This window comes from Paenibacillus pectinilyticus, from assembly GCF_001700435.1.
Taxonomy (GTDB): Bacteria; Bacillota; Bacilli; order Paenibacillales; family NBRC-103111; genus Paenibacillus_E; species Paenibacillus_E pectinilyticus.
Window position 1 is genome coordinate 17,432 of the sequence record NZ_LYPC01000025.1, and the last position, 20,555, is coordinate 37,986.

A 20,555-nucleotide genomic window follows, 5' to 3' on the forward strand; every position below is an offset into this window, starting at 1 on the left:
TTGGTGGATGAGACTAAACCTCCAACGCTGATCTGCGTTCTAAGCCTGTTAGTATCCCATTCTTGCGGAATTGTGACGGGGTAAGACCGGTCTTCTCTTTGAACCAAACGCCGAAATAGTGCGAATCCATATATCCGACAGACGTCGCAATGTCCTTCACTTTGAGCACTGTGCCTTTGAGCTGATCCTTCGCCTTATTTAACCGAAGATCGCAGAGGAAATCGATGAAGTTCGTGCCGGTTTCTTTTTTAAATAATTGACTGAAATATGCGGCGTGCAGCCCTAGGACATCAGCGACGAATTCCGTACTGAGATCGGGATTGTTATACTCTTTCTCAATAATAGCGATTGCCTTCTGAATCTTCGGATTGAGCGGCACCTGAGCGCGTTTGTGCATTGCGCCAATGAACAAGGCGATCATGCGTTCCAGCTCTTTCATTCTCGTTTTGATCGAAAGCTCGGCTTGGAAGCCGCCGGCAAACTCCCTGCCGAACCAATCCTCCGGCTGCTCGCCCTGCTTCAGCACAGTCTTGCATAAATGGGAGTAAATCGTGTTGATGAAGATCATGATTGAGGCCGGTTTAACTTTGCTGGTCACCACGTAATCTTCGAATTCGGCAAGCACCTGCCGGCATTTCTCCAGATCTGTCGTTTCAATATAATGAAGAAGCCGGCTTTCGTACGTTTCTGGATAGGACACCTGCCACAGCTGCGAATCGATATAGCTGAAGCCGATAAAATCGGAATGGTTATAGAGACGATATTGCATCAACTGCTTCGCTTCTTCGAAGGATTGCTTAACAAAGTAAACCTCGTCGTACGGATTGCCAAAATAGGCGTGAACAAGGGGGCTGTTGTCATCTCGCCGGACTGCTTCTGCAAGCTCACCGAAAATGCGCTGCGATTCTTGCTCGTTATCATTGAAGATCACACAGAACCGTTCGGGCGCAAGCTGGATGTAGGAGAAAGCGTACAATACCGAGTATTTGGCCAGCTCATCCTGAAAGCTCCGGATGAACGAATCGTAATCGTCAAGCGGGTCGCCGTTGCTTTGTCCGATATCAAGGATGGCCACCTGGAAAAATGGCTGCTGTAACGGCAGTCCGATCTTGCTATTAATGCGCTTGATCTCGTCGCTGGTTAAGTTTCCTTCCAACAGCGAACGGATCAGCTTCTCGCGCTGCAGTGGCAGCGAGTCGCGGATACGCTCCACCATGTCATTAAAACTTTCACCGAGAAGTCCAATTTCGTCGCGCGAATGAACACGGAACGCAACGTTCAAGTTGCCGTACTTCACTTCGCGATGCAGCCGTGTCAGCTTGTGCAGCGGCCTAGCGATGGAGCGGGAAATAAATTGCGATAGCAGTGCGACAAGCGTGAATGTGCATGCAAAGACGATACCCCATATTTTGTTGATAGACCCGATCACGTGGAACAGCTTCTTCTCCTCGAGCGCATACATGAATATCCAGCCGGTCGCAGGCTGTTTCACGTAGGTCACGATATAGCGCTTTCCATTCATTTCATCGGCATAATGTCCCTCACTTGTGCTTACTTGTTCGCTTTTAATTCGCAAGAAGTCGCCGGATCGGCCAGTTAATTGTGTTCCTTTATCATCGAGGATGACGTAGTCACCGTCTGCCTGTTCACGGGACGTAAAATAACTGTTCATCACTTCTGGAGATACCGAGATCACGATAAACCCAAGCGGCTTCATCGTACTCGTGCTGATAATGGGGCGAACCAGACTAATTGTGCTGGAGTCGTTGATCCAATCTGTAATTAGCCAATAGTTTTGCGCACTAGACGTGTTAGCTAAGCGGTACCAATACTGTTCGGAAACGTCTTTGGCCAACAGTTCGCTGGACAGCTTATCCTGAACATTCGTGAACGAGAATAAATTTTTGTAATTATCGATGATAAAGATGGAGTTGAGGCCGATGTTGTTCAGTTGCGTCTGCTTGAGCAAATCGTTGATATGGTTGTAAGCCTGCAATCTCTCGTAAGAAGGCAGCTGATTAACATCGGAGGAGAAGTAGGTTTGAATAGCCGGATTATAGACGATCGTGGAGGCAGCGGAGTCGACCGCTTTCAGATAACTGTCCAGATTGGTTTGAAATGCTTTTAAATTAAGCATGGCTGCGCTTGTTTCTTTCTCGATCAAAATATTCTTGTACATCATGACCGTGATCGATGAGAAGATCGACAGCGCCAGAAGACATACGAACGAAAAGGAAACGATGAGTTTGAAATGAAGCTTCATATTGCGTATCGGCGAAAAAATCCGGTTTGCCATGCAATCCCCCCTGTTTTCTCGTCTATGTTTGGTACTAATCATACAAGATCGCTAGGTAGGTTAATAAGGTGAAAATTTGAAGGTAACCGTTAAATTTTTAGGGTTGCAATTCAACAAGCGATACAAGCATGCCGAAAAACCCGCGCCGCATGATGCGGCAGCGAGTTAATGGGTAAGACAAAGCACGAAAGCGTTGCAGGCTGCTGACTTAGCTGCATGTAAGTTAGACTAGGCCAAAACAATTTCTACAGTAGTCACCGTAGATGCGGAGCTAAGCTCACAAGCAATCGTGTAAAGTCCGAGAGCGGCATCCGCCGCTACCACGTTTGCTTCCCTGCCATTCACATAAGCTTGAACAGGCTTTTGCTCCGAGACGAATGTGAACGTACCGCCGTCTTTTAGCTGCACCGTCACTTTCGCTTCGTTCATGTGCACGTCCAAGACGCTATCGGAAGCGACCAGCTTGTCGGTCAGCCCAATTGCTGTGAATGGACCGGTCTCTGGAACGATCACGAACAGCTCGGCCTCGAGCGGCGCCAAACGGATTGGCAGCCGTTCTTCCGCCTGCATCCGGCGAGCGGTCCGACGGAACGCATCGTAGACGAGAAAGGATTCTCCAGTGAGACCAGAGATGTCAGCTGGTCCGACATCCCCTTCGAGCACATCGTCGCCGTTATAAGCATGGAACGCTGCGACGATACCTGCAACCCCTGCGGTGTTCCACACCTTGAGAGGCGCCTGCGTGTGCAGCGGATCCTTCATCAGCCAATCCTTCGTCGGCTGACCGATTCCGTCACAGCGGATAATGCGTCCGTCGCTGTAGATAAGCGGCCAGATGATCGCGGTGTTCGTTTTCCCTGGCGCATCGCTGAAATAGAGCGGACCACCGCTGACGGCTCGCAGCACCATATGCGGAAGAGCATCGTGATGCCCCGTCCAGAACATATCCCAATCGCCCCAATAGAAGGCGCCGTGATAGAACGAATTGTATGCGTTCTGCAGCGCATGCTCACCGAAGCCATTTGAGATTTTCGGTAGGAAATCGTTGCTGCTCCTGGAGACGGACGACCGCGGCCGGTTCCACACATTTTCCGAAGCCATGCCCATACAGTTGATGATGCAGCCCCCGAAATGCAGCGCGACGGAGCCTTCGAGACCGATATGTACAGAGCGCGCTGCACGGGCGATAGATTGTTCTCCTCCCAAGTAGCTGCCCAGTGAGCTTTGGTTGTCGACCTTGACGAAATCGATACCTTGCTGCTTCAGATACGAGTGCCAGGCTTGCCAGAAGCCGAAGCTTTGGCTGGCTGTTAGGTCCGGAATCCATTTGCCGTTGCGGGTCAGATGCAGGTTGTCTTTCATCGCTGCGAACACTTCGCCTTGCGGATGGATGCCGTTCCAGTAGCCTGCCATGTTATGCCACGCGCCGACCCAGCGAACTCCGTAGCGCTGCTTCAGTTCTTGAACGGCATGTCCGAGACCTTGCGGAAACTTGGTCATATCGGCTGAGAAGGAACGAAGCATCGTATCCGATACATCAGACCAGCCGTCGTCGATCATAAACCATTTTACAGGCAGACTGAATTGGTTAAATTCCGCCGCTTTTTGTATCAGTCCGTCTTCGCTGATATCCTGGTAGAACGCGTCCCAGCTGCACCAGCCGAGATAGTTCAATATGTCCGGATACGCTTTCTCGGTCCGTGGTCCACCGCCGATACCACGAGCAGCAAAGCCTTGTTTGGCGGCTGCATCAGGCAGCTTATATGGATCGAGCTCGGCGCCAAGAACGAATGAGCAGGCGCGGATACGTTCATGTCCCGGCTCAAGGGCAGAGATAAGAATCGAGAGTCCCTCTAATGATCCGGCCAGATCCGTACGGGTGATCTCATCGCATATAGGAAGAAGGTAGCCGTAACCGTTTTCGGTTTCCCATAGCAACGATTGGGTTTGCGGCGGCAACTTGCGCAAGTCTGTGTCAAAATGGGGCCGGGTCCACCATACCTTATGCCGCGCGTTGGCCATCAAGCCTGTTAAGCCCGTCAATGCACGAATCGAGATGCGGATGCTGCCTTCCGCGGCGAATAATCGCTGCATGTGATAGGCTGATTGGTTGCGGATTTCTGCGCTCACCCTTGCGGTCTGGTAACGTCCATCGCTTGAAAGTACCAGTTCAACTTGAATTGTGCTTTTCTCATCCTCGAACAACAGTCGAGTATCGAGCTTTAAGCTGTTTGCTTCTTCGAGCAGTGAATCCGTCGCAGATGTCAAAGCGAGCAGGAGTTCCCCTTCTCCAGCAATATGCGCTTTAACTGCAATATCTGCAAGTTCGATTATCGGCGTGCCGTCATAACGAATGGAAGAGGATTCTTTGTAGTAGCGAAACATGGGTCTGCCTCCTTGTGCCGAGAGTAGGTAAGCCAATCATAGAAGATTGCTGGGCCTATAACCAAGGTGAAAATATGAAGGAAACCGTTAAAATTTGAAGAATAGCAAGCCAGCCCCTGCATGGATACGAAAAAAAGAGCGAATCGTGAGATTCACTCTTTTTCTTATTGCGCTATTGTCGACTTGTTAGATGGCAAGGGTTTTTGTTTCGTTGAGCTTTGAACGAATAAATATGAGAGTAATGCACTTGCAACACCAAGTATGCCGAGTACAATAAAGCCTTCATTCAGCGAGAAATGATCGCCGATGATCCCCATCAGCACCGGTCCGATGAACATACCAAGGCCATATATGGCTTGGAAAAAGCCCATCGCTGTCGCCCGCTTATCTGCAGACATATGCTTAATGCTCATGCCCATGAGCAAGGTGAACGAAAGCCCGCGACCGAAGCCGGCTAATGCCTGGGTTACCATAAGGATCCATAGATGATGTGTGAATGGTACTGTAAAAGTGAAGATACCCATGAGCAGGAAGCCGGCCACAACCATACGTTTCTCCCCGTAACGGATCGACCATCGTCGTCCACCGAACAAGGAGGCGAGCGCAACGGGCACGTTAGCGAATAGAGACAGCAGGGAGAGCGAGAATTTGTCTGCTCCGAGCTGCGTTGCATACACAGGCGTGAAGCCAAATACCGTAGCGAAGATGAGCACCTGCGATAGAATAGCGAGCAAAGAAACGAATAATAGCGTGCGATCTGTCGCTACGTTTCCGATACCGCGCAGGGTAATCTTGGGCGCGTCTCTTTCAACTTTTTCGATGAGGAAGAACGACCCGATCATGCCCAAGAGACCAAGGATAGCACCGAGGATGAACACCGATTCCCACCCGAGTCTATCTGCCGCCCAACCTGCACTCAAGATGCCTAATACTTGCCCCAGCGAGTTAAAAAAAGAGATCGTTCCAATCGCCTTCGTAGACTCTTCATGCTTGTAATAGCTTGTGAATAGCACCGTAAAATCAACCCAAGTTGCAGCAGCAGCTCCTGCAAGAGCACGTAAGATCAAGATCCACGTGAAATCGTGCGTGAACCACAGCCCGAGTCCCGTAATTGCGGTGAAGAGAAGACCGAAGGTGATGAACAGCCTTCTTTTATGAAAGCGATCGGACATGATACCGACCGGTATGCGCAGCAGCATTTGCGAGATGCCGTACATACCGACAATCCATCCAGCGAGCTGGTGGCTGCCGCCAAGGAATTCTACGTAGGGTGCCATAATGGGAACGCTGGTGTACATCGACATCCAGAACAGCATGGTCACCGCGCAAAAGAGCGGAATGCGATAGGAGGAAATAGCGCGTGTTGTCATCGGAGTGAGCACTCCTTTCGAATGTAAATCCATAGCAAAGAAAGGGATTGCCAACCTGAAGTTGTAATCCCTTTTTGATTATTATATAGGTCACTTGTGACTCTTGGCAATGACATCGTAGGATTGCTCGCACCCCGCTGAAATAAGGTTACCTCAGCTCTATGGCTTTAACGAAAGCGGCTTCTTGTACGAGAGTCAGCAGTTGATCCGCACGATAAGAAGCGGGAAATCGGACCGTCATCTCCAGCGCAATATCATCGGAGTCATCTCCCTGAACCTCGACTTGAAAGCTCAGTATGGTGATTTTCTTCTCTTCAAGGAGCTGCTGAAGTTGTCCGTCATAGCCAATCAGCGCACCGCAAATACCAGCGATAATAACGCGCAGCAAATAGTCAAATTGCATCGTGATCCTCCTCCAAGATCTTAGTTTCTATGTTGGAGTGCGTCACCTACCCTAGCGTGGCACGAATAAAGAGTTCAGGTTTGTATCATGTTGCAGGTTAAAAGAATACAAAAACCACTCTTCGCTAAGATAGAGTGGTTGTTCAAGGAATGTAAGTTCTTATATACGCGCCCGATACGATTCGAACGTACGACCTACAGTTTAGGAAACTGTTGCTCTATCCTGCTGAGCTACGGGCGCATAGTAAGGTTTATGATAGCATGAAGCTTTTTATGGCGCAATCTTTTGGGTGGTCAAATTTCTGTCGACGAAATTTGACTTTTTTATTTTTTGGTATATACAGTTCTCGGTTTCATAGGCTAAAATCAAAATTAGGAAAATTTTTACTAATAATTTAGCGGGTATTAAGATTAATGTGAGGAGGGGTATCTATGTGGAATTGGCTAAGAAGTTTATTCTCATCAGGTGAGGAAACCGAGCATGCTGCTGGACTTGAGCAAGTCACGACAGCGATGAATCCTATTACGACGAATCTCGAAACGCTAGGCGATCAGTTGGACTCGCTTGGCGATAACCTCATCAATTCTGGTGAGGAACTGGAAAACTTGGGTGCCGAACTAGAATTAGAAGCGGCAGCACTTCAGCTGCAAGCCGAAGAGTTAAGTGAGCAAGCGGAAGCACTTAGTGAAGACTTCGTGGAAGATGAAGATTATGAAGAAGACTATGAAGAAGATTTTGAAGATGAAGGCTATGAAGAAGATGAAGATGAAGATGAAGACTATGAGGATGAAGATTGATCCTACTCGATTGAAGAAGATAGTGATGGCCAGCCCCTGATCTCTCCGTATAGGAGATATCGAGGGCATTATTTATTTTACGGGAAAACCCATTCATGGCATTATAATAAAAAATGAATGAAGGCAGGTGCGACATGGAGAAACGTCCCGTGATTCAACTTCCTAGAACCAAAACTGAAACAGCCCTAGATGCGATCTGCCTCTTGGTAATTATCAGCATGATTGCCTATGCAGCTTACGAATGGCAGGGCTTGCCGGAGCGGATTCCGATGCATTTTGACGCTAAAGGGAATATCGACGGTTGGGGAAATAAATGGAGCCTGATTCCGATTCCCGTTATAGGCATCATCATTTACGTTGGTTTATCACTTCTTGGTAAAGTGCCTCATGTATTTAATTATCCGTCCCAAATTACAGAGGCCAACGCACCAGGGCAATACCAGAATGCCCGATTATTTATCAACTGTTTGAAGACGGTGATAGTCGTTTTATTCGGATTCATCGAATGGAGCATCCTACATAGTGCGAAAGAAGGCACGCTTGATCTAAATCTATGGGTTTTGGGCTTGCTCGTAGTGGTTATGCTGGGCACGATCGTTTTCTTCATCGTTCGTTCGTTTAAATTAAGATAAGGAGGATGTCGTACATGACAGTTTATGTGGGTTTCCTGCGTGGGATTAATGTAGGTGGGAAGAACAAGATTAAGATGGCCGATTTGAAAAAGACGTTGGAGGCAGTTGGACTTACGCAAGTGCAGACATATTTGCAAAGCGGCAATGTGTTGTTCGTATCTAATGAGGCGGTGGAGTCACTAAGGCCTCGCATTGAAAAATCAATCAGCGAAGCTGTCGGCGTGGCGCCAACGGTTATTTTGCGTACCGCAGCGGAGCTGACGAGACTCGTAGCGGAATGCCCCTATGACGCAGATGCTTTATCCGAAGGGGAGAGCATTCAAATATCCGTCCTAACGGAAGAAGCCCCGCAGTCGTTCGCCGACATCTTAGCCAAAGGGCAAAGCGATGTGGACGAATTTCAGATACGGGGCGGTACGATTTATTTCCTTTTTCGCCAAAGTGTATTGGACTCGAAGTTGGCTAGTAACATTCAGAAGCTTGGCGATCAAGCGACAACACGCAATTGGAATACGATGAGTAAGCTCGTAGAGCTAGCGGAAGCGTTACAGCAGACTTGAAAGCTAGATACAACTAAACTTTAAGCCTTGCCGCGCAATTTTCGGAAAAACTGCGTCAACATCGTCGAACACTCCTCCTGCAAAACGCCGCTAACCACATCGACCCGGTGATTGAACCGGTCCTCCTGCAGTAAGTTCATCAACGTGCCCGCACAGCCTGCCTTCGGATCGACAGTCCCGTAGATCACCTGCGGAACCCGTGCCTGCACGATAGCACCTGCACACATCGGACAAGGCTCCAACGTCACATAGAGTTGGCAGTCCAATAGGCGCCACGCTTGCAAATGCTCGCTAGCTTGCTTAATGGCAATCATCTCTGCATGCGCGAGAGGATCTAAGGTTGTTTCGCGTAAATTATAGCCGCGGCCAATAATCTGACCTTGATGGACGACGACTGCGCCGATCGGCACTTCGCGAATCGCTTCGGCTTTGAGCGCCTCGCCGATCGCTTCTCTCATCCAGGGAATATGTTCATCCACAGGGGGACACCTCGCAATAATAGTCTATCCACATGTGTATAAATATCCGAACGAATATTCGTTGTTAACAATCTGTGGATAACAATGTGGATAACTTATAAACCTGTGGATATTCATTCCACTACACATTCATACAATAAAAACATAATCGTTGCAAGGATTTTAGTTGAAAGAAGTACCTAGGCTACGTATAATGGGTATAACAGTGGGTCTTTTAGACCATAAACAGGAACGAACGAGTGCAAACATATAAATGACATAGCAGGGTTCGACAATGGCAAACTTGCTGAAAGGCAAGGACGCAAAGCTGAGGGTCTACGGTTCTTTTACGAACTATGGCAGCCTGGTTACCGAAAATCGATGCTTTATTGATTGAGGTGATAGGCTGTCCCTTTGTGGGGGCAGTCTATTTTGTGCAGAAAAGCTCTTGGGAATCCCTCGGTAGAGGAGAGGTGCTGGTGAGCATGACCATGAAGCAGGATGTTTTGAAGAGGTATGGGAGCAAAGAAGGATACGATGCGGAGGTATTAATCAACAGCAGAACTGTCCTTGCCAAGGATGATTTCGTGTCTACAGGTATTCTGACCTATGCGCAGGGCGATATCATGGAGATCGAGTTGCCGGAGTATGATGTATTTCTGCTTGGCGATAAAGTGAAAGTAACCATGTACACCAAATCGGGCCTATTCGTTCTCGACACGACGGTTGTCGCCAAAGAGCCAGGTTCGCTGATTGTCATTAATCCGCCTGAGAATCGCAGGAAGTTCTCGGAGAAGCGGGAGTTCCCGCGGGTAGAAGTGAAAAACCTGGGACAGATTATGGGCTTTCAAAATGTCCAACAAAAAGAACAGCATCAGCTTGAAAATCCTATTCAAATATCGATTAAAAATATATCCATGAACGGACTCGGCTTTACGATTAATGATAATTCCATGATTGATGCTATTCTGCATAAGAAGTGCCTGCTGCAAGTGGAGTTGGATTTAAGCTTTGAAATGCCGTGTATGTTGGAAATTATAAGGAAAGAGAAGCTCGAGGACACCTATTATTATGGAGCCGGCTTCGAAACCATCCCGATGGAACAAAGCAATACATTACGGGGGTTTATTCTGCGAAATCAGATCCAAACGTACTTCGAACAGAAGCGGGATGAAGAGTTCAAAAAAGCAATGGAAAAAAAGTCTGCGGCGAATCAGTAGCTTGCAGGCTTTTTTTTGCCCTCCAAGTACTATATAATAAGAAGGATGATTTTCGAAAATTAAGGAGTTGTAACGACAATGGCTTTGAAAGCAGGTATCGTCGGTCTACCGAACGTAGGAAAATCGACATTGTTTAATGCAATTACACAGGCGGGGGCAGAATCTGCGAATTATCCGTTCTGTACGATCGATCCGAATGTTGGGGTAGTAGAAGTACCAGACGAGAGATTGCAGAAGCTGGTGGAAATCGTTGTGCCTAAGAGCATCGTGCCGACGGCCTTCGAATTCGTTGACATTGCGGGTTTGGTTAAAGGTGCGAGCAAAGGTGAAGGCCTTGGAAATAAATTTCTAGCACACATCCGTGAAGTTGATGCGATTGTGCATGTTGTTCGTTGTTTTGAGGATGATAATATTACTCACGTTTCTGGGAAAGTCGATCCGATTGGCGACATCGAGACGATTAATCTTGAATTGATTTTGGCAGATATTGAGTCGGTTGATAAAAAGATCGAGCGTTCACGTAAAAACCTCAAAGGCGGCGACAAGAAAGTGGTAGCTGAGGTTGAGTGTTTGGAACGTATCAAAGAAGCCTTATATAATGATATGCCAGCACGCAGCTTGGATTTGTCCGATGATGAGCGTCTTCTGGTTCGCGATCTTCATTTGCTAACGATGAAGCCAGTGCTTTACGCGGCAAACGTGAGTGAAGATGAAGTTGCAACAGCAGACGACAATGCATACGTTAAAATTGTGAAGGAATTCGCTGAGAAAGAAAACAACGAAGTCGTTTCCATTAGCGCGAAGGTCGAATCCGAAATTGCTGAGCTGGAAGATGAAGAAAAAGCCATGTTCCTGGAAGAGTTGGGACTTCAAGAGTCCGGCTTGAATAGATTGATCAAAGCAGCTTATAGAAAGCTAGGTTTGTACACGTATTTCACAGCTGGTGTGCAGGAAGTTAGAGCTTGGACAATTCGTAAAGGAACCAAAGCGCCTCAAGCGGCTGGCGTGATTCATACGGATTTCGAACGTGGATTCATTCGTGCGGAAGTTGTGTCGTACAACGATTTGTCCGCTGCAGGATCCATGGCTGGTGCGAAGGAAAAAGGCCAAGTGCGTCTTGAAGGTAAAGAGTACGTGGTGAATGACGGCGACGTTATGCATTTCCGTTTCAACGTTTAATTAATTATAAAAATTAGAAAGGAGTGATCCCCTATGTTGGATCGACTTCAGTCCATTGTGGACCGCTATGACAAACTAAGCGAGTTATTGTGTGACCCGGATGTAACGAGTGATACGAAGAAACTAAGAGAGTATTCCAAAGAGCAATCTGATCTTCAGGAAGCTTACGATGCTTATAACGAATATAAGAGCGTGAGCGAGCAACTTGCTGATGCGAAAGTGATGCAGAACGAGAAGCTGGATGATGAGATGCGTGAAATGGTTAAAATGGAGATCGAGGAGCTTAGCGAGCAATCCGCTAAACTTGAAGAACATCTCCGCATCCTGATGATGCCGAAAGATCCGAACGATGACAAGAACGTCATCGTGGAAATTCGCGGAGCGGCAGGCGGCGACGAGGCTGCACTGTTCGCAGGCGATCTCTACCGGATGTATACGCGTTATGCAGATGCACAAGGATGGAGAACAGAAATTCTGGATGCGTCCGTGAATGATTTGGGCGGATTCAAAGAGATTATTTTCATGATTACAGGTAAAGGTGCTTATAGCAAACTTAAGTTTGAGAGCGGTGCGCACCGTGTACAACGTATTCCAGTAACGGAATCCGGTGGACGGATCCACACTTCCACGTCGACGGTTGTTGTTATGCCAGAGGCAGAAGATGTAGAAATCGTGATCCACGATGCGGATATTCGCGTAGATACGTTCTGTTCCAGTGGAGCGGGCGGTCAGTCCGTTAATACAACGAAATCCGCTGTGCGTGTAACCCACGTACCAACGGGTATCGTCGCTACTTGTCAGGATGGTAAATCGCAAAACTCCAACAAAGAGTCAGCGCTTCGCGTACTTCGTACGCGGATTTCAGATAAATTGCGTGAAGAGGAAGAAGCGAAATATGCCGGCGAGCGTAAAACGAAAGTCGGAACGGGCGACCGTTCAGAGCGTATTCGTACCTACAACTTCCCGCAAAGCCGGATTACCGATCACCGTATCGGCTTGACGTTACACCGTTTGGAAACGGTGTTGAACGGCGATATGGCGGAAATTGTGTCAGCACTAACGATTGCTGCACAATCCGATGCCCTAGAGGCGATGTAATGACGACTAGGAGTATGACTGTGAGAGAAGCCTTTGTGAAGGCTTCTTCTTTTTTAGGGGCGCAAGGCGTCGCGGAGGCTTCGTCTTGCACGGAGTTGCTGCTTCAGCACTTGCTCGGCGGCTGCAGTCGGACGGAGCTCCTGTTCCGCTGGTGGCAGGAGCCGATGCCGGAAGAGCTGGTCGCCACGTGGGACCAGCTAGTGGCAAGGAAGGCCGCGGGCGAGCCGGTGCAGTACATCACCGGTGAGCAGGATTTCTTCGGCCTTCCGTTTAAGGTTGGGCCGGCCGTGTTGATCCCGCGGCCGGAGACCGAGCTGCTCGTGGAAGCGTTGCTCCACGAGGGCTCGCGTCTGTTCCCGCAAGGCGCTCCGCTGCTTGCGGATGTAGGCACCGGGAGTGGTATCATCCCGGTTAGTATTGCGCACGCGCGCCCTACGTGGCGCGTGGCGGCCAGCGACATCTCCGCGGCAGCGCTGGAGATGGCTCGTGAGAATGCGCAGCGCCACGATGTGGCTGCGCGTGTGGAGTGGCTCGAGGGCGACCTTCTCGAGCCTTATATCGAGCGCGGGCTCGCGCCGGATATTCTGGTGTCGAACCCACCATATATCCCGGATGGCGACCTGCCAGCGCTGATGCCCGAGGTGCGGCTGTTCGAGCCGCACACCGCATTATTCGGCGGTGTCGAGGGACTCGACCTGTACCGCCGGATGATCTCGCAGCTGCCCCGGCTGCCACGAATCCCGACTGTGGTCGGGTTCGAGGTGGGCATCGGGCAGGCGGAGGCCGTTGCGGCGTTGCTGCGCGCCGTCGCCGACTGGACGGAGATCCGCTTCGTGCAGGATCTCCAGGGGATCGATCGCCATGTGATCGCGATCCGCACCGATCTCTAGCCGATGGTCGGAGATCATCGGCTTATTCTTTGAGTAGCAGTAGTTGAGTAAGACAAACCTAGCTACCGACTCTAGCGACTCTATCAACTCTATTATTTTAAAAATTATCATAGATTCATAGGTTTAGCCCCACCCACTCTTGTCCATACTGGTTAGTATTATAAGAGATTGGAAAGGGGCTACTCTCCATGGTTAAGAGAACAGAGCGCCAATCATTTAAGAGTTTATTATTCATTTCTTTTGCACTTATACTTATGATTATGTGTTGGGAATCTAATCGTACGAACGCGGCGGTGATTACGCCTAAAATACCGGAGGAATCCATTCGTTTGCGTATTCTAGCAAATTCCGATTCTGCCCAAGACCAAGCGCTGAAACGCGAGATTCGCGATGCTATTATTGCTCGTATGCAGGAGTGGGTCGTTGGACCGCATTCTTTGGATGAAGCGAGAGCTGTAGTGAAGGCACATTTGCCTGAATTCGATGTCCTAGTTGGGCAAATGATAGAGGCACGTGGCTACTCCTATCCGCATACGGTCGAGCTCGGAGTAGTTCCTTTTCCTACGAAAATGTACGGAGATGACGTCTACCCAGCAGGTGACTATGAAGCATTGCGTGTTGTCATTGGTTCGGGTGAAGGTCAGAACTGGTGGTGCGTGCTGTTTCCGCCGTTATGTTTTGTAGACTCCGTATCCGGTGAAGCGGTTGCTTCGGCTGCCGTTGTCGTAGCTAAAACTACGGATGAGAACGGCAAGGAGAAGCCCGTCAAGGATGCAAAAAGCAAAGCTAGTGAATCACCAACTGCGAAAAAGAAAAACGAAGTAACTGCCCAAGATACGGGAGCTACGAAAGATAAAGCAGCTGCCAAAGAGAAAGTTACTGCGAAAGATACAGATGCTAATGTGCAAGAAGTGGCAGCAGTGCCATCTGAGCAAGCTCAACAACCACAGGTGAAGTTCTTCATCTGGGAAATGATTAAGAAGATCTTCTCGTGGTTTAGTTAAGGGAATTTAGATAGTGAAGTCAACTTAATTGGATGCATATTTACGAAGTCTTGAGTTTGGAGCTTGTGTCTTGTGTTTGTGTTTTATGTCTCGTTTCTTGTGCAGTAATGCCTTCTGTCTTGCCAGATAATCCCCAAAAAACTGCAAATCTACATCTTTATACGACAGATCCCCCTTTGAAATAGATATTCCTGCGATTGTGCTGGAAATACTGCAGATATATCGGATTACGAGGGAATTCGCAATAAAAGCCTGCATTTTCGCAGGTATTTCCCTTAATTGATGCAAATCATCGCTAAAAAACTGCATATTTGCAGGTTTCCACAGTCTTTCTCACAACTGGTAACAGTGGTCGATGGATAGATGGCTGTTGTCAAATCATATGGGTCAGATAGATATTAGGTTTCAACTTGTATTATATGGTTGGATGATAGATGACAGGTTGCAGCTTAACGCACATGGGTCGAAATAATAGAAGATTATTTCAAATCGAATTGGTTATCGAATATCTACGCGAAAGATAATTCGAATTTCATAGAAGTAAGGATGAGAGTGATCGTGACTAGGTACTGGAACGTACAGCATGGCGATGAGCGTGAAATCGCACAGCATATATCAGAAGCAGCGCTTCTCTTGCAGCAAGGGGACACGGTCGCTTTTCCTACCGAGACGGTGTACGGACTGGGTGCGGACGCGACCAATACGGCAGCGGTGAAGCAGATTTTTGCTGCGAAAGGGCGCCCCTCGGACAACCCGCTAATTGTTCATATCGCTGATGCTGAGCAGCTCGGAAGCCTTGTCCAAGCAGGATCGCTGACATCTCACCATCGTATACTGATGAAGGCCTTTTGGCCGGGACCTTTAACCATTGTGCTACCTGTCATCGCAGGTAGCCTTTCGCCGTTGGTCACGGCGGGGCTTCAAACGGTCGGTATTCGTATACCCGATCATCCTATTGCCTTGCAACTGCTAAGGGAATCGGGTTTGCCCATTGCGGCGCCAAGCGCGAATAGCTCAGGCCGACCCAGTCCAACCTTAGCAGCACATGTGCATGATGATTTGGACGGCAAAATTGGCGGGATTGTAGACCGCGGTGCAACGGGTGTTGGGGTGGAATCGACGGTTATCCAGCTTGTAGATGGCGAGTTATATGTGTTAAGACCAGGTGGTGTGACGGCGGAGCAGTTGCAATCCGTTTTACCGGATATTCGACTGCATGCCACTGATCATGAAGAAGTTGAAGCTGCGGATACACCTCGTGCACCTGGCATGAAGTACACCCATTACGCCCCGAAGGGGTATATGCATATTGTTCAAGGGGATGACGAGAACGAAGTATCGGCTCGGATTCAAAGCGATGTTGATGCCGCCAAAGCGCGTGGCGAATCGACGGGTGTGCTTACTTTTGAAGAAAGCGTGGGGAAGTATCGGGCTGATCTTGTTCTCGCTTGTGGATCTTTAGCTAGACCGGAGACGATTGCACGGGAGCTCTATGCGGCTTTGCGGGATTTTGATCATAAAGGCATTAGTTATATTGTGGCAGAAGGTGTTCCCGAGTCCGGTATTGGCCGCGCCATTATGAATCGACTGCTGAAAGCAGCAGGACATCAGCGGATACGTCTCTAAGTAAAGACTTATAAGTTTCACGCACTGAATTGTCTTATATTTCTGGATAAACGCTACCGTCCAAGTAGGACAGCGTAGCCGTTTTTTCTCATTAGCATGATTCCCAGTTTGTCCGCATATCTTGAGAAAGAATCGTGGACAAGGGGGATCGTGCTATGCTCGCATCCGGGGTACAAGTTGGGCAACTCATGACAATTGGAATAATGGCGATTGCTTTGGGCCTAGATGCTTTTTCATTAGGTATTGGCATCGGAATGAAGGGTATTCGTCTGCTGGATATTTTGAAAATTAGCGTAGTCATCGGCATTTTTCACGTGTTAATGCCGCTGATGGGGATGTTTATGGGGCAATATGTCTCCCTCCTTCTGGGAAATGTGGCTACGGCTGCAGGGGGATGTTTGCTTATTTTACTAGGAGCCCATATGGTGTATAGCTCGGTACGCGGGGAGGAAGCCAGCTCCTTCGATCATCGGACTTTGTGGGGGCTAACCATTTTTGCGCTAAGTGTAAGTATTGATTCGTTCTCTGTGGGCGTGTCTTTGGGGATGTTCGCATCGGATATCGTGTTAACTGTGTTGATCTTCGGTTTATTCGGCGGTTTGCTTTCGATTGCGGGTCTTATGCTCGGCAGGCGAGTCAGCGGTTGGGTGGGAGAATACGGCGAAGCTTTCGGTGGTCTCATCCTATTGGGGTTTGGGATCAAGTTTTTACTATGATACAATAGACGTAATTATCGACGGTGCAGCCGTTTAGTTCAGGGAGGATTTCATGTTGCGAATTCTATTTGTCTGTACAGGAAATACGTGCCGCAGTCCGTTAGCTGAAGGTTTGCTGCGTATGAGGGTGCATCAAGAGGGGCTTGCGGCGGAGGTTCGTTCGGCAGGTGTATCTGCGATGACGGGTGGTCCCATTTCGAGAAATAGTCAGTCGCTTCTTCATGAAGCGGGCTTCAAAGAATCCATAAGCTCTCTAGCGATTGGCGCTGCAGATGTCGATTGGGCCGATCTGATTCTCACGATGACGACAGGGCATAAACGTACGGTTATTCAGCGCTTTTCGCAGGCGATCGAGAAGACCTTTACGCTCAAAGAGTATGTCGAGGACGATGCTCGAATTCTCAAGGCGATTGAAGAGCGCGAACAGCTCGCAACGGAGCTTCAGCTCAAACAGGCGCTGTCCCAAACGGTATCAGTGGAAGAAAGAAGCCGTATGTATATGTTGGAAAATACGATCCCAGATTACGATATTTCCGATCCCTATGGCGGTTCGTTGGCCGATTATCGGTATACAGCCGAAGAGATTAATAAGAGCTTAGATAAATTGGTGAAAAAAATACGATAAAACCCTAGTGTGTACCTTGAACGCTGTTCCCTGCAAAGGGATAGGCTAATATAGCTTTACACATCGGTGGGAATGCGATAAAATACAACTAACAAGCAAGACTCAATGTAACTGGCGACGAGTGGGAGTAACCACAATGGAGCATTGAGCTATACGGCCGGTCGCCTGGGCAAAAGAGCAACGCGCGGTTTTTCGCGTGTGCGCTCTTTTTTTCGTTTTTGGTGAGCTTTGGGATATAATAGGATGGTCGAATTCGAACAGTCAAAAAGGAGCGTTTTATTCATGAAAATTGCTTTAGGCGCAGATCACGCAGGCTACCGTTTGAAAGATGTAATCATTCCTTTTATTGAATCTTTAGGTCATCAAGTTATCGATTTCGGATGCAGCTGCGGCGACTCCGTCGATTATCCAGATTATGCACTTCAAGTTTGCGAAAAAGTGGTTTCGGGAGAAGCTGACAAAGGAATTCTCCTTTGCGGAACAGGCATCGGGATGTCCATTGCCGCGAATAAAGTTCCGGGGATCCGCTGTGCGCTTGTACACGATCTCTTCTCAGCGAAGGCAACACGCGAACATAATGATACGAACGTGCTAGCGATGGGTGAGCGAGTTGTTGGACCTGGCGTTGCGGAAGAAATCGTCAAAATTTGGTTGGAAACTGAGTTCTCTGAAGGTGTCCGCCACAAGAATCGTATTAACAAAGTGCAGAGCATCGAAGATCGCTTCACGGTACATCCCTAGAAATGAGGGAGCCCAATGAGTGATTCACTATTTGACCCTATAGCAGCAGCGGTTGCGGTAGAAGCAAACCTGCGGGAGTTGGTCCAGGTTGGCGAGCTGCGCCCCGGGAACATTCTAGTCATTGGCACGAGCACGAGTGAAATTCTCGGGCATCGGATTGGGACATCAGGCACGCTGGATGCAGCGAAGCCGATTTACGAGACGGTAGCGCGCATCTGCAGCGAGTTCGGGTTGCATGCGGCGTACCAGTGCTGTGAGCACCTGAATCGTGCGCTCGTTGTTGAAGAAGAGCTGCTGGCGCTAGCGCCTCAGCTTGAACCCGTCTCGGTGATCCCTGTGCCGAAGGCCGGGGGCTCGATGGCTTCCTACGCGTACCGACATTTCGCGAAGCCAGTCGTTGTCGAGATGATTCAGGCGCATGCGGGCATCGATATTGGCTCTACGCTGATCGGCATGCATCTGCGCAGAGTCGCCGTTCCGGTAAGACCGCCAGTGCGCCATATTGGCCAGGCTTATGTCACGATGGCTTTTGCTCGGCCGAAGCTAATCGGTGGTACAAGGGCTGTCTACTCCGCTGCTGATGCGGAACAACGTTATCAACAAGCTGCACCTGATGCAGATTGCTAATTTATTTGTAAATACCACCTTTAGGAGGAATTCCCTATGACAAACTTTTTGAGCAAGCAAGATCCGAAAATCGTTGAAGCTATGAACCTTGAGCTAGGCCGTCAACGTGACAAAATTGAGCTAATCGCTTCCGAGAACATCGTAAGCCAAGCCGTTCTTGAAGCAATGGGTACGGTCCTTACGAACAAATACGCAGAAGGCTACCCAGGCAAAAGATTCTACGGTGGCTGTGAGTACGTTGACATCGTGGAAGACATCGCTCGCGATCGTGCGAAAGAGCTTTTCGGTGCTGAGCACGCGAACGTTCAACCGCATTCCGGTGCACAAGCAAACATGGCTGTTTACTTAGCAGCTCTAAACCCTGGTGACACAGTACTAGGTATGAACCTTGCACATGGTGGTCACTTAACACACGGCAGCCCAGTGAATGCTTCCGGTATTCTTTACAACTTCGTGGCTTACGGCGTAAGCGAAACAGATTCCCGCATCGACTACGATGAAGTTCGTAAAGCAGCTTTCAAAAACAAGCCTCGCATGTTAGTTGCTGGCGCAAGTGCTTACCCGCGTACGATCGATTTCGAAGCAATGGCTTCCATTGCGAACGATGTAGGCGCATTGTTCTTCGTCGATATGGCGCATATCGCTGGTCTTGTTGCAGCTGGCTTGCACCCGAACCCAGTACCACACGCACATTTCGTAACAACTACAACACACAAAACGCTTCGTGGTCCTCGCGGCGGTATGATTCTTACGCGCAAAGCTTGGGCAGCAGCGATTGATAAAGCGGTATTCCCTGGTTCCCAAGGTGGACCTTTGATGCATACAATTGCAGCTAAGGCTGTTTCCTTCGGTGAAGCTCTTCAACCGGATTTCAAAGTTTACGGTCAAAACGTGATTAACAATGCACAAGCATTGGCAACAGCTCTTACAGCTGAAGGCATCAACCTTGTTTCTGGCGGTACGGATAACCATTTGATGTTGGTTGACTTGCGTAACCTAGACATCACGGGTAAAGACGCAGAGCACGTTCTTGATGAAATCGGTATTACAGCGAACAAAAACGCGATTCCTTTTGATCCAAAAAGCCCGTTCATCACAAGCGGTATACGCTTGGGTACACCGGCTGTCACTTCCCGTGGTATGGGCGTTGAAGCTATGCAAACCATCGCGAAAGTCATCGGTCTTACGTTGAAAAACCCGAAAGACGAAGCTACGCTTGAAAAAGCGCGCGGTATGGTTTCCGATTTGACTGCACAATACCCGCTTTACCCAGGTTTGACTTACTAATTGTAATTGTTAGGGCCAGCTCTTTGGAGCTGGTCTTTTTTTTGTTCTCGGCTCCAACCCAACCCAACCCAACCCAACCCAACCCAACCCAACCCCTTACTTACCACCACGCCATTGGATAAATCCAGTAGAATTCGTATTTTGAAGCTATAAAAGCGGTTTTCATTGGATAAATCCAATCAAAAACTTGAAATCGGTATAAATTGGGTCCTTTTTCAAGACTGCAACTGGATAAATCCAATGAAACCGATCATTTAGCTCTTGAATCTGTGATTCCAATGGATAAATCCAATGGAGCCAAGTCAGATCAAACAAATTTCCAAATATCAACAAATTCATAGCTATATAGTAAATAAACTACCGTTAGACCATCCAATTGGAGAAACTTGCTCGAAATAAATGGAGTAAATCCAGTTTCATTCAGATGAGACGAAGTGGTAGGAGACGGGTTTGAGGGTGCACGTGTCATCACACATCCCCAAAACTTCAAACCATCTTACGAAAATATGAAACTTTTCAGCAAGGTGAACACATTACACTGATTGTGTATTCGTGTAAATACTTACACAATTGAAGTGGAGCACGGAGCACGGAGCACGGAGCACGGAGCACGGAGCACGGAGCACGGAGCACGGAGCACG

The 20,555-nt window shown here is 48.6% G+C and carries 19 protein-coding genes, 1 tRNA gene and 2 riboswitches; of the genes, 14 read left to right on the plus strand and 6 right to left on the minus strand.

Features of this window, described 5'->3' with window-relative positions; genetic code table 11:
* Positions 1–13: 13 nt before the first annotated feature.
* From A8709_RS19980 to A8709_RS20000, 5 genes are all read right to left on the minus strand, one after another.
* Positions 14–2,296 carry a helix-turn-helix domain-containing protein gene (locus A8709_RS19980; RefSeq protein WP_065854422.1) on the minus strand — a complete coding sequence of 761 codons (2,283 nt, stop codon included), beginning with the start codon at positions 2,294–2,296 and terminating at the stop codon, positions 14–16.
* A 228-nt stretch (positions 2,297–2,524) separates the two neighbouring features.
* Complete coding sequence (locus A8709_RS19985) at positions 2,525–4,681, minus strand: Sip1-related alpha-galactosidase (protein ID WP_065854424.1); 2,157 nt, start codon at positions 4,679–4,681, stop codon at positions 2,525–2,527.
* 164 nt (positions 4,682–4,845) lie between these two features.
* Positions 4,846–6,051: an MFS transporter gene (locus tag A8709_RS19990; RefSeq protein ID WP_065854426.1), complete on the minus strand. Its 1,206-nt coding sequence runs from the start codon at positions 6,049–6,051 to the stop codon at positions 4,846–4,848.
* Positions 6,052–6,199: 148 nt separating this feature from the next.
* A complete protein-coding gene (locus tag A8709_RS19995) occupies positions 6,200–6,454 on the minus strand; it encodes a hypothetical protein (protein ID WP_065854428.1) in 255 nt (84 codons plus the stop codon).
* 166 nt (positions 6,455–6,620) lie between these two features.
* A tRNA-Arg gene (locus A8709_RS20000) sits at positions 6,621–6,694 on the minus strand.
* 191 nt (positions 6,695–6,885) lie between these two features.
* On the opposite strand from A8709_RS20000, the gene A8709_RS20005 reads away from it, so the two are divergent.
* The 3 genes from A8709_RS20005 to A8709_RS20015 all read left to right on the plus strand — a co-directional run bounded on the left by A8709_RS20005 (position 6,886) and on the right by A8709_RS20015 (position 8,443).
* Complete coding sequence (locus A8709_RS20005; RefSeq protein ID WP_065854431.1) at positions 6,886–7,251, plus strand: hypothetical protein; 366 nt, start codon at positions 6,886–6,888, stop codon at positions 7,249–7,251.
* Positions 7,252–7,385: 134 nt separating this feature from the next.
* Positions 7,386–7,883, plus strand: coding sequence for a DUF1648 domain-containing protein (locus A8709_RS20010; RefSeq protein WP_167357133.1), 498 nt, complete (start codon positions 7,386–7,388; stop codon positions 7,881–7,883).
* 14 nt (positions 7,884–7,897) lie between these two features.
* Positions 7,898–8,443, plus strand: a complete 546-nt coding sequence (locus A8709_RS20015) for a DUF1697 domain-containing protein (protein ID WP_065854435.1) — start codon at positions 7,898–7,900, stop codon at positions 8,441–8,443.
* 20 nt (positions 8,444–8,463) lie between these two features.
* On the opposite strand, the gene tadA is transcribed toward A8709_RS20015, so the two are convergent.
* Positions 8,464–8,901, minus strand: coding sequence for a tRNA adenosine(34) deaminase TadA (gene tadA, locus A8709_RS20020; RefSeq protein WP_056611833.1), 438 nt, complete (start codon positions 8,899–8,901; stop codon positions 8,464–8,466).
* Positions 8,902–9,188: 287 nt separating this feature from the next.
* A riboswitch (cyclic di-GMP riboswitch) is annotated at positions 9,189–9,277 on the plus strand.
* 109 nt (positions 9,278–9,386) lie between these two features.
* Between tadA and A8709_RS20025 the strand changes: the two genes are divergently transcribed.
* The 11 genes from A8709_RS20025 (at position 9,387) to A8709_RS20080 (ending at position 19,914) form a co-directional block, all read left to right on the plus strand.
* Complete coding sequence (locus A8709_RS20025; protein WP_244163268.1) at positions 9,387–10,121, plus strand: PilZ domain-containing protein; 735 nt, start codon at positions 9,387–9,389, stop codon at positions 10,119–10,121.
* Between the two features lie 78 nt (positions 10,122–10,199).
* On the plus strand, positions 10,200–11,300 hold the full coding sequence (gene ychF, locus A8709_RS20030) for a redox-regulated ATPase YchF (protein WP_065854437.1): 1,101 nt from the start codon (positions 10,200–10,202) through the stop codon (positions 11,298–11,300).
* Positions 11,301–11,333: 33 nt separating this feature from the next.
* Positions 11,334–12,398, plus strand: a complete 1,065-nt coding sequence (gene prfA / locus A8709_RS20035; protein WP_065854439.1) for a peptide chain release factor 1 — start codon at positions 11,334–11,336, stop codon at positions 12,396–12,398.
* Between the two features lie 14 nt (positions 12,399–12,412).
* Complete coding sequence (gene prmC, locus A8709_RS20040) at positions 12,413–13,288, plus strand: peptide chain release factor N(5)-glutamine methyltransferase (protein ID WP_244163265.1); 876 nt, start codon at positions 12,413–12,415, stop codon at positions 13,286–13,288.
* A 188-nt stretch (positions 13,289–13,476) separates the two neighbouring features.
* A complete protein-coding gene (gene spoIIR / locus A8709_RS20045) occupies positions 13,477–14,292 on the plus strand; it encodes a stage II sporulation protein R (RefSeq protein WP_065854443.1) in 816 nt (271 codons plus the stop codon).
* Between the two features lie 558 nt (positions 14,293–14,850).
* Positions 14,851–15,918, plus strand: a complete 1,068-nt coding sequence (locus A8709_RS20055) for an L-threonylcarbamoyladenylate synthase (protein WP_244163266.1) — start codon at positions 14,851–14,853, stop codon at positions 15,916–15,918.
* A 155-nt stretch (positions 15,919–16,073) separates the two neighbouring features.
* Positions 16,074–16,634 carry a manganese efflux pump MntP gene (locus A8709_RS20060; RefSeq protein ID WP_065854448.1) on the plus strand — a complete coding sequence of 187 codons (561 nt, stop codon included), beginning with the start codon at positions 16,074–16,076 and terminating at the stop codon, positions 16,632–16,634.
* A 52-nt stretch (positions 16,635–16,686) separates the two neighbouring features.
* Entirely contained in the window at positions 16,687–17,259 is a 573-nt protein-coding gene (locus A8709_RS20065) for a low molecular weight protein arginine phosphatase (RefSeq protein WP_065854450.1), read from the plus strand.
* Between the two features lie 97 nt (positions 17,260–17,356).
* Positions 17,357–17,437: riboswitch (ZMP/ZTP riboswitch) on the plus strand.
* Positions 17,438–17,541: 104 nt separating this feature from the next.
* A complete protein-coding gene (gene rpiB / locus A8709_RS20070) occupies positions 17,542–18,000 on the plus strand; it encodes a ribose 5-phosphate isomerase B (protein ID WP_056611733.1) in 459 nt (152 codons plus the stop codon).
* A gap of 15 nt (positions 18,001–18,015) precedes the next feature.
* Positions 18,016–18,627: a TIGR01440 family protein gene (locus tag A8709_RS20075; RefSeq protein WP_065854452.1), complete on the plus strand. Its 612-nt coding sequence runs from the start codon at positions 18,016–18,018 to the stop codon at positions 18,625–18,627.
* Positions 18,628–18,663: 36 nt separating this feature from the next.
* Entirely contained in the window at positions 18,664–19,914 is a 1,251-nt protein-coding gene (locus A8709_RS20080) for a serine hydroxymethyltransferase (RefSeq protein WP_065854454.1), read from the plus strand.
* Positions 19,915–20,555 lie beyond the last annotated feature (641 nt).

Excerpts from the sequence above, each read along its gene's own strand:
- A8709_RS19980 (WP_065854422.1), bottom strand. The coding sequence starts at position 2,296 with ATGGCAAACCGGATTTTTTCGCCGATACGCAATATGAAGCTTCATTTC.
- A8709_RS19985 (WP_065854424.1), bottom strand. The coding sequence starts at position 4,681 with ATGTTTCGCTACTACAAAGAATCCTCTTCCATTCGTTATGACGGCACG.
- A8709_RS19990 (WP_065854426.1), bottom strand. The coding sequence starts at position 6,051 with ATGACAACACGCGCTATTTCCTCCTATCGCATTCCGCTCTTTTGCGCG.
- A8709_RS19995 (WP_065854428.1), bottom strand. The coding sequence starts at position 6,454 with ATGCAATTTGACTATTTGCTGCGCGTTATTATCGCTGGTATTTGCGGT.
- A8709_RS20005 (WP_065854431.1), top strand. The coding sequence starts at position 6,886 with ATGTGGAATTGGCTAAGAAGTTTATTCTCATCAGGTGAGGAAACCGAG.
- A8709_RS20010 (WP_167357133.1), top strand. The coding sequence starts at position 7,386 with ATGGAGAAACGTCCCGTGATTCAACTTCCTAGAACCAAAACTGAAACA.
- A8709_RS20015 (WP_065854435.1), top strand. The coding sequence starts at position 7,898 with ATGACAGTTTATGTGGGTTTCCTGCGTGGGATTAATGTAGGTGGGAAG.
- tadA (WP_056611833.1), bottom strand. The coding sequence starts at position 8,901 with ATGAGAGAAGCGATCGGCGAGGCGCTCAAAGCCGAAGCGATTCGCGAA.
- A8709_RS20025 (WP_244163268.1), top strand. The coding sequence starts at position 9,387 with ATGACCATGAAGCAGGATGTTTTGAAGAGGTATGGGAGCAAAGAAGGA.
- ychF (WP_065854437.1), top strand. The coding sequence starts at position 10,200 with ATGGCTTTGAAAGCAGGTATCGTCGGTCTACCGAACGTAGGAAAATCG.
- prfA (WP_065854439.1), top strand. The coding sequence starts at position 11,334 with ATGTTGGATCGACTTCAGTCCATTGTGGACCGCTATGACAAACTAAGC.
- prmC (WP_244163265.1), top strand. The coding sequence starts at position 12,413 with ATGACTGTGAGAGAAGCCTTTGTGAAGGCTTCTTCTTTTTTAGGGGCG.
- spoIIR (WP_065854443.1), top strand. The coding sequence starts at position 13,477 with ATGGTTAAGAGAACAGAGCGCCAATCATTTAAGAGTTTATTATTCATT.
- A8709_RS20060 (WP_065854448.1), top strand. The coding sequence starts at position 16,074 with ATGCTCGCATCCGGGGTACAAGTTGGGCAACTCATGACAATTGGAATA.
- A8709_RS20065 (WP_065854450.1), top strand. The coding sequence starts at position 16,687 with ATGTTGCGAATTCTATTTGTCTGTACAGGAAATACGTGCCGCAGTCCG.
- rpiB (WP_056611733.1), top strand. The coding sequence starts at position 17,542 with ATGAAAATTGCTTTAGGCGCAGATCACGCAGGCTACCGTTTGAAAGAT.
- A8709_RS20075 (WP_065854452.1), top strand. The coding sequence starts at position 18,016 with ATGAGTGATTCACTATTTGACCCTATAGCAGCAGCGGTTGCGGTAGAA.
- A8709_RS20080 (WP_065854454.1), top strand. The coding sequence starts at position 18,664 with ATGACAAACTTTTTGAGCAAGCAAGATCCGAAAATCGTTGAAGCTATG.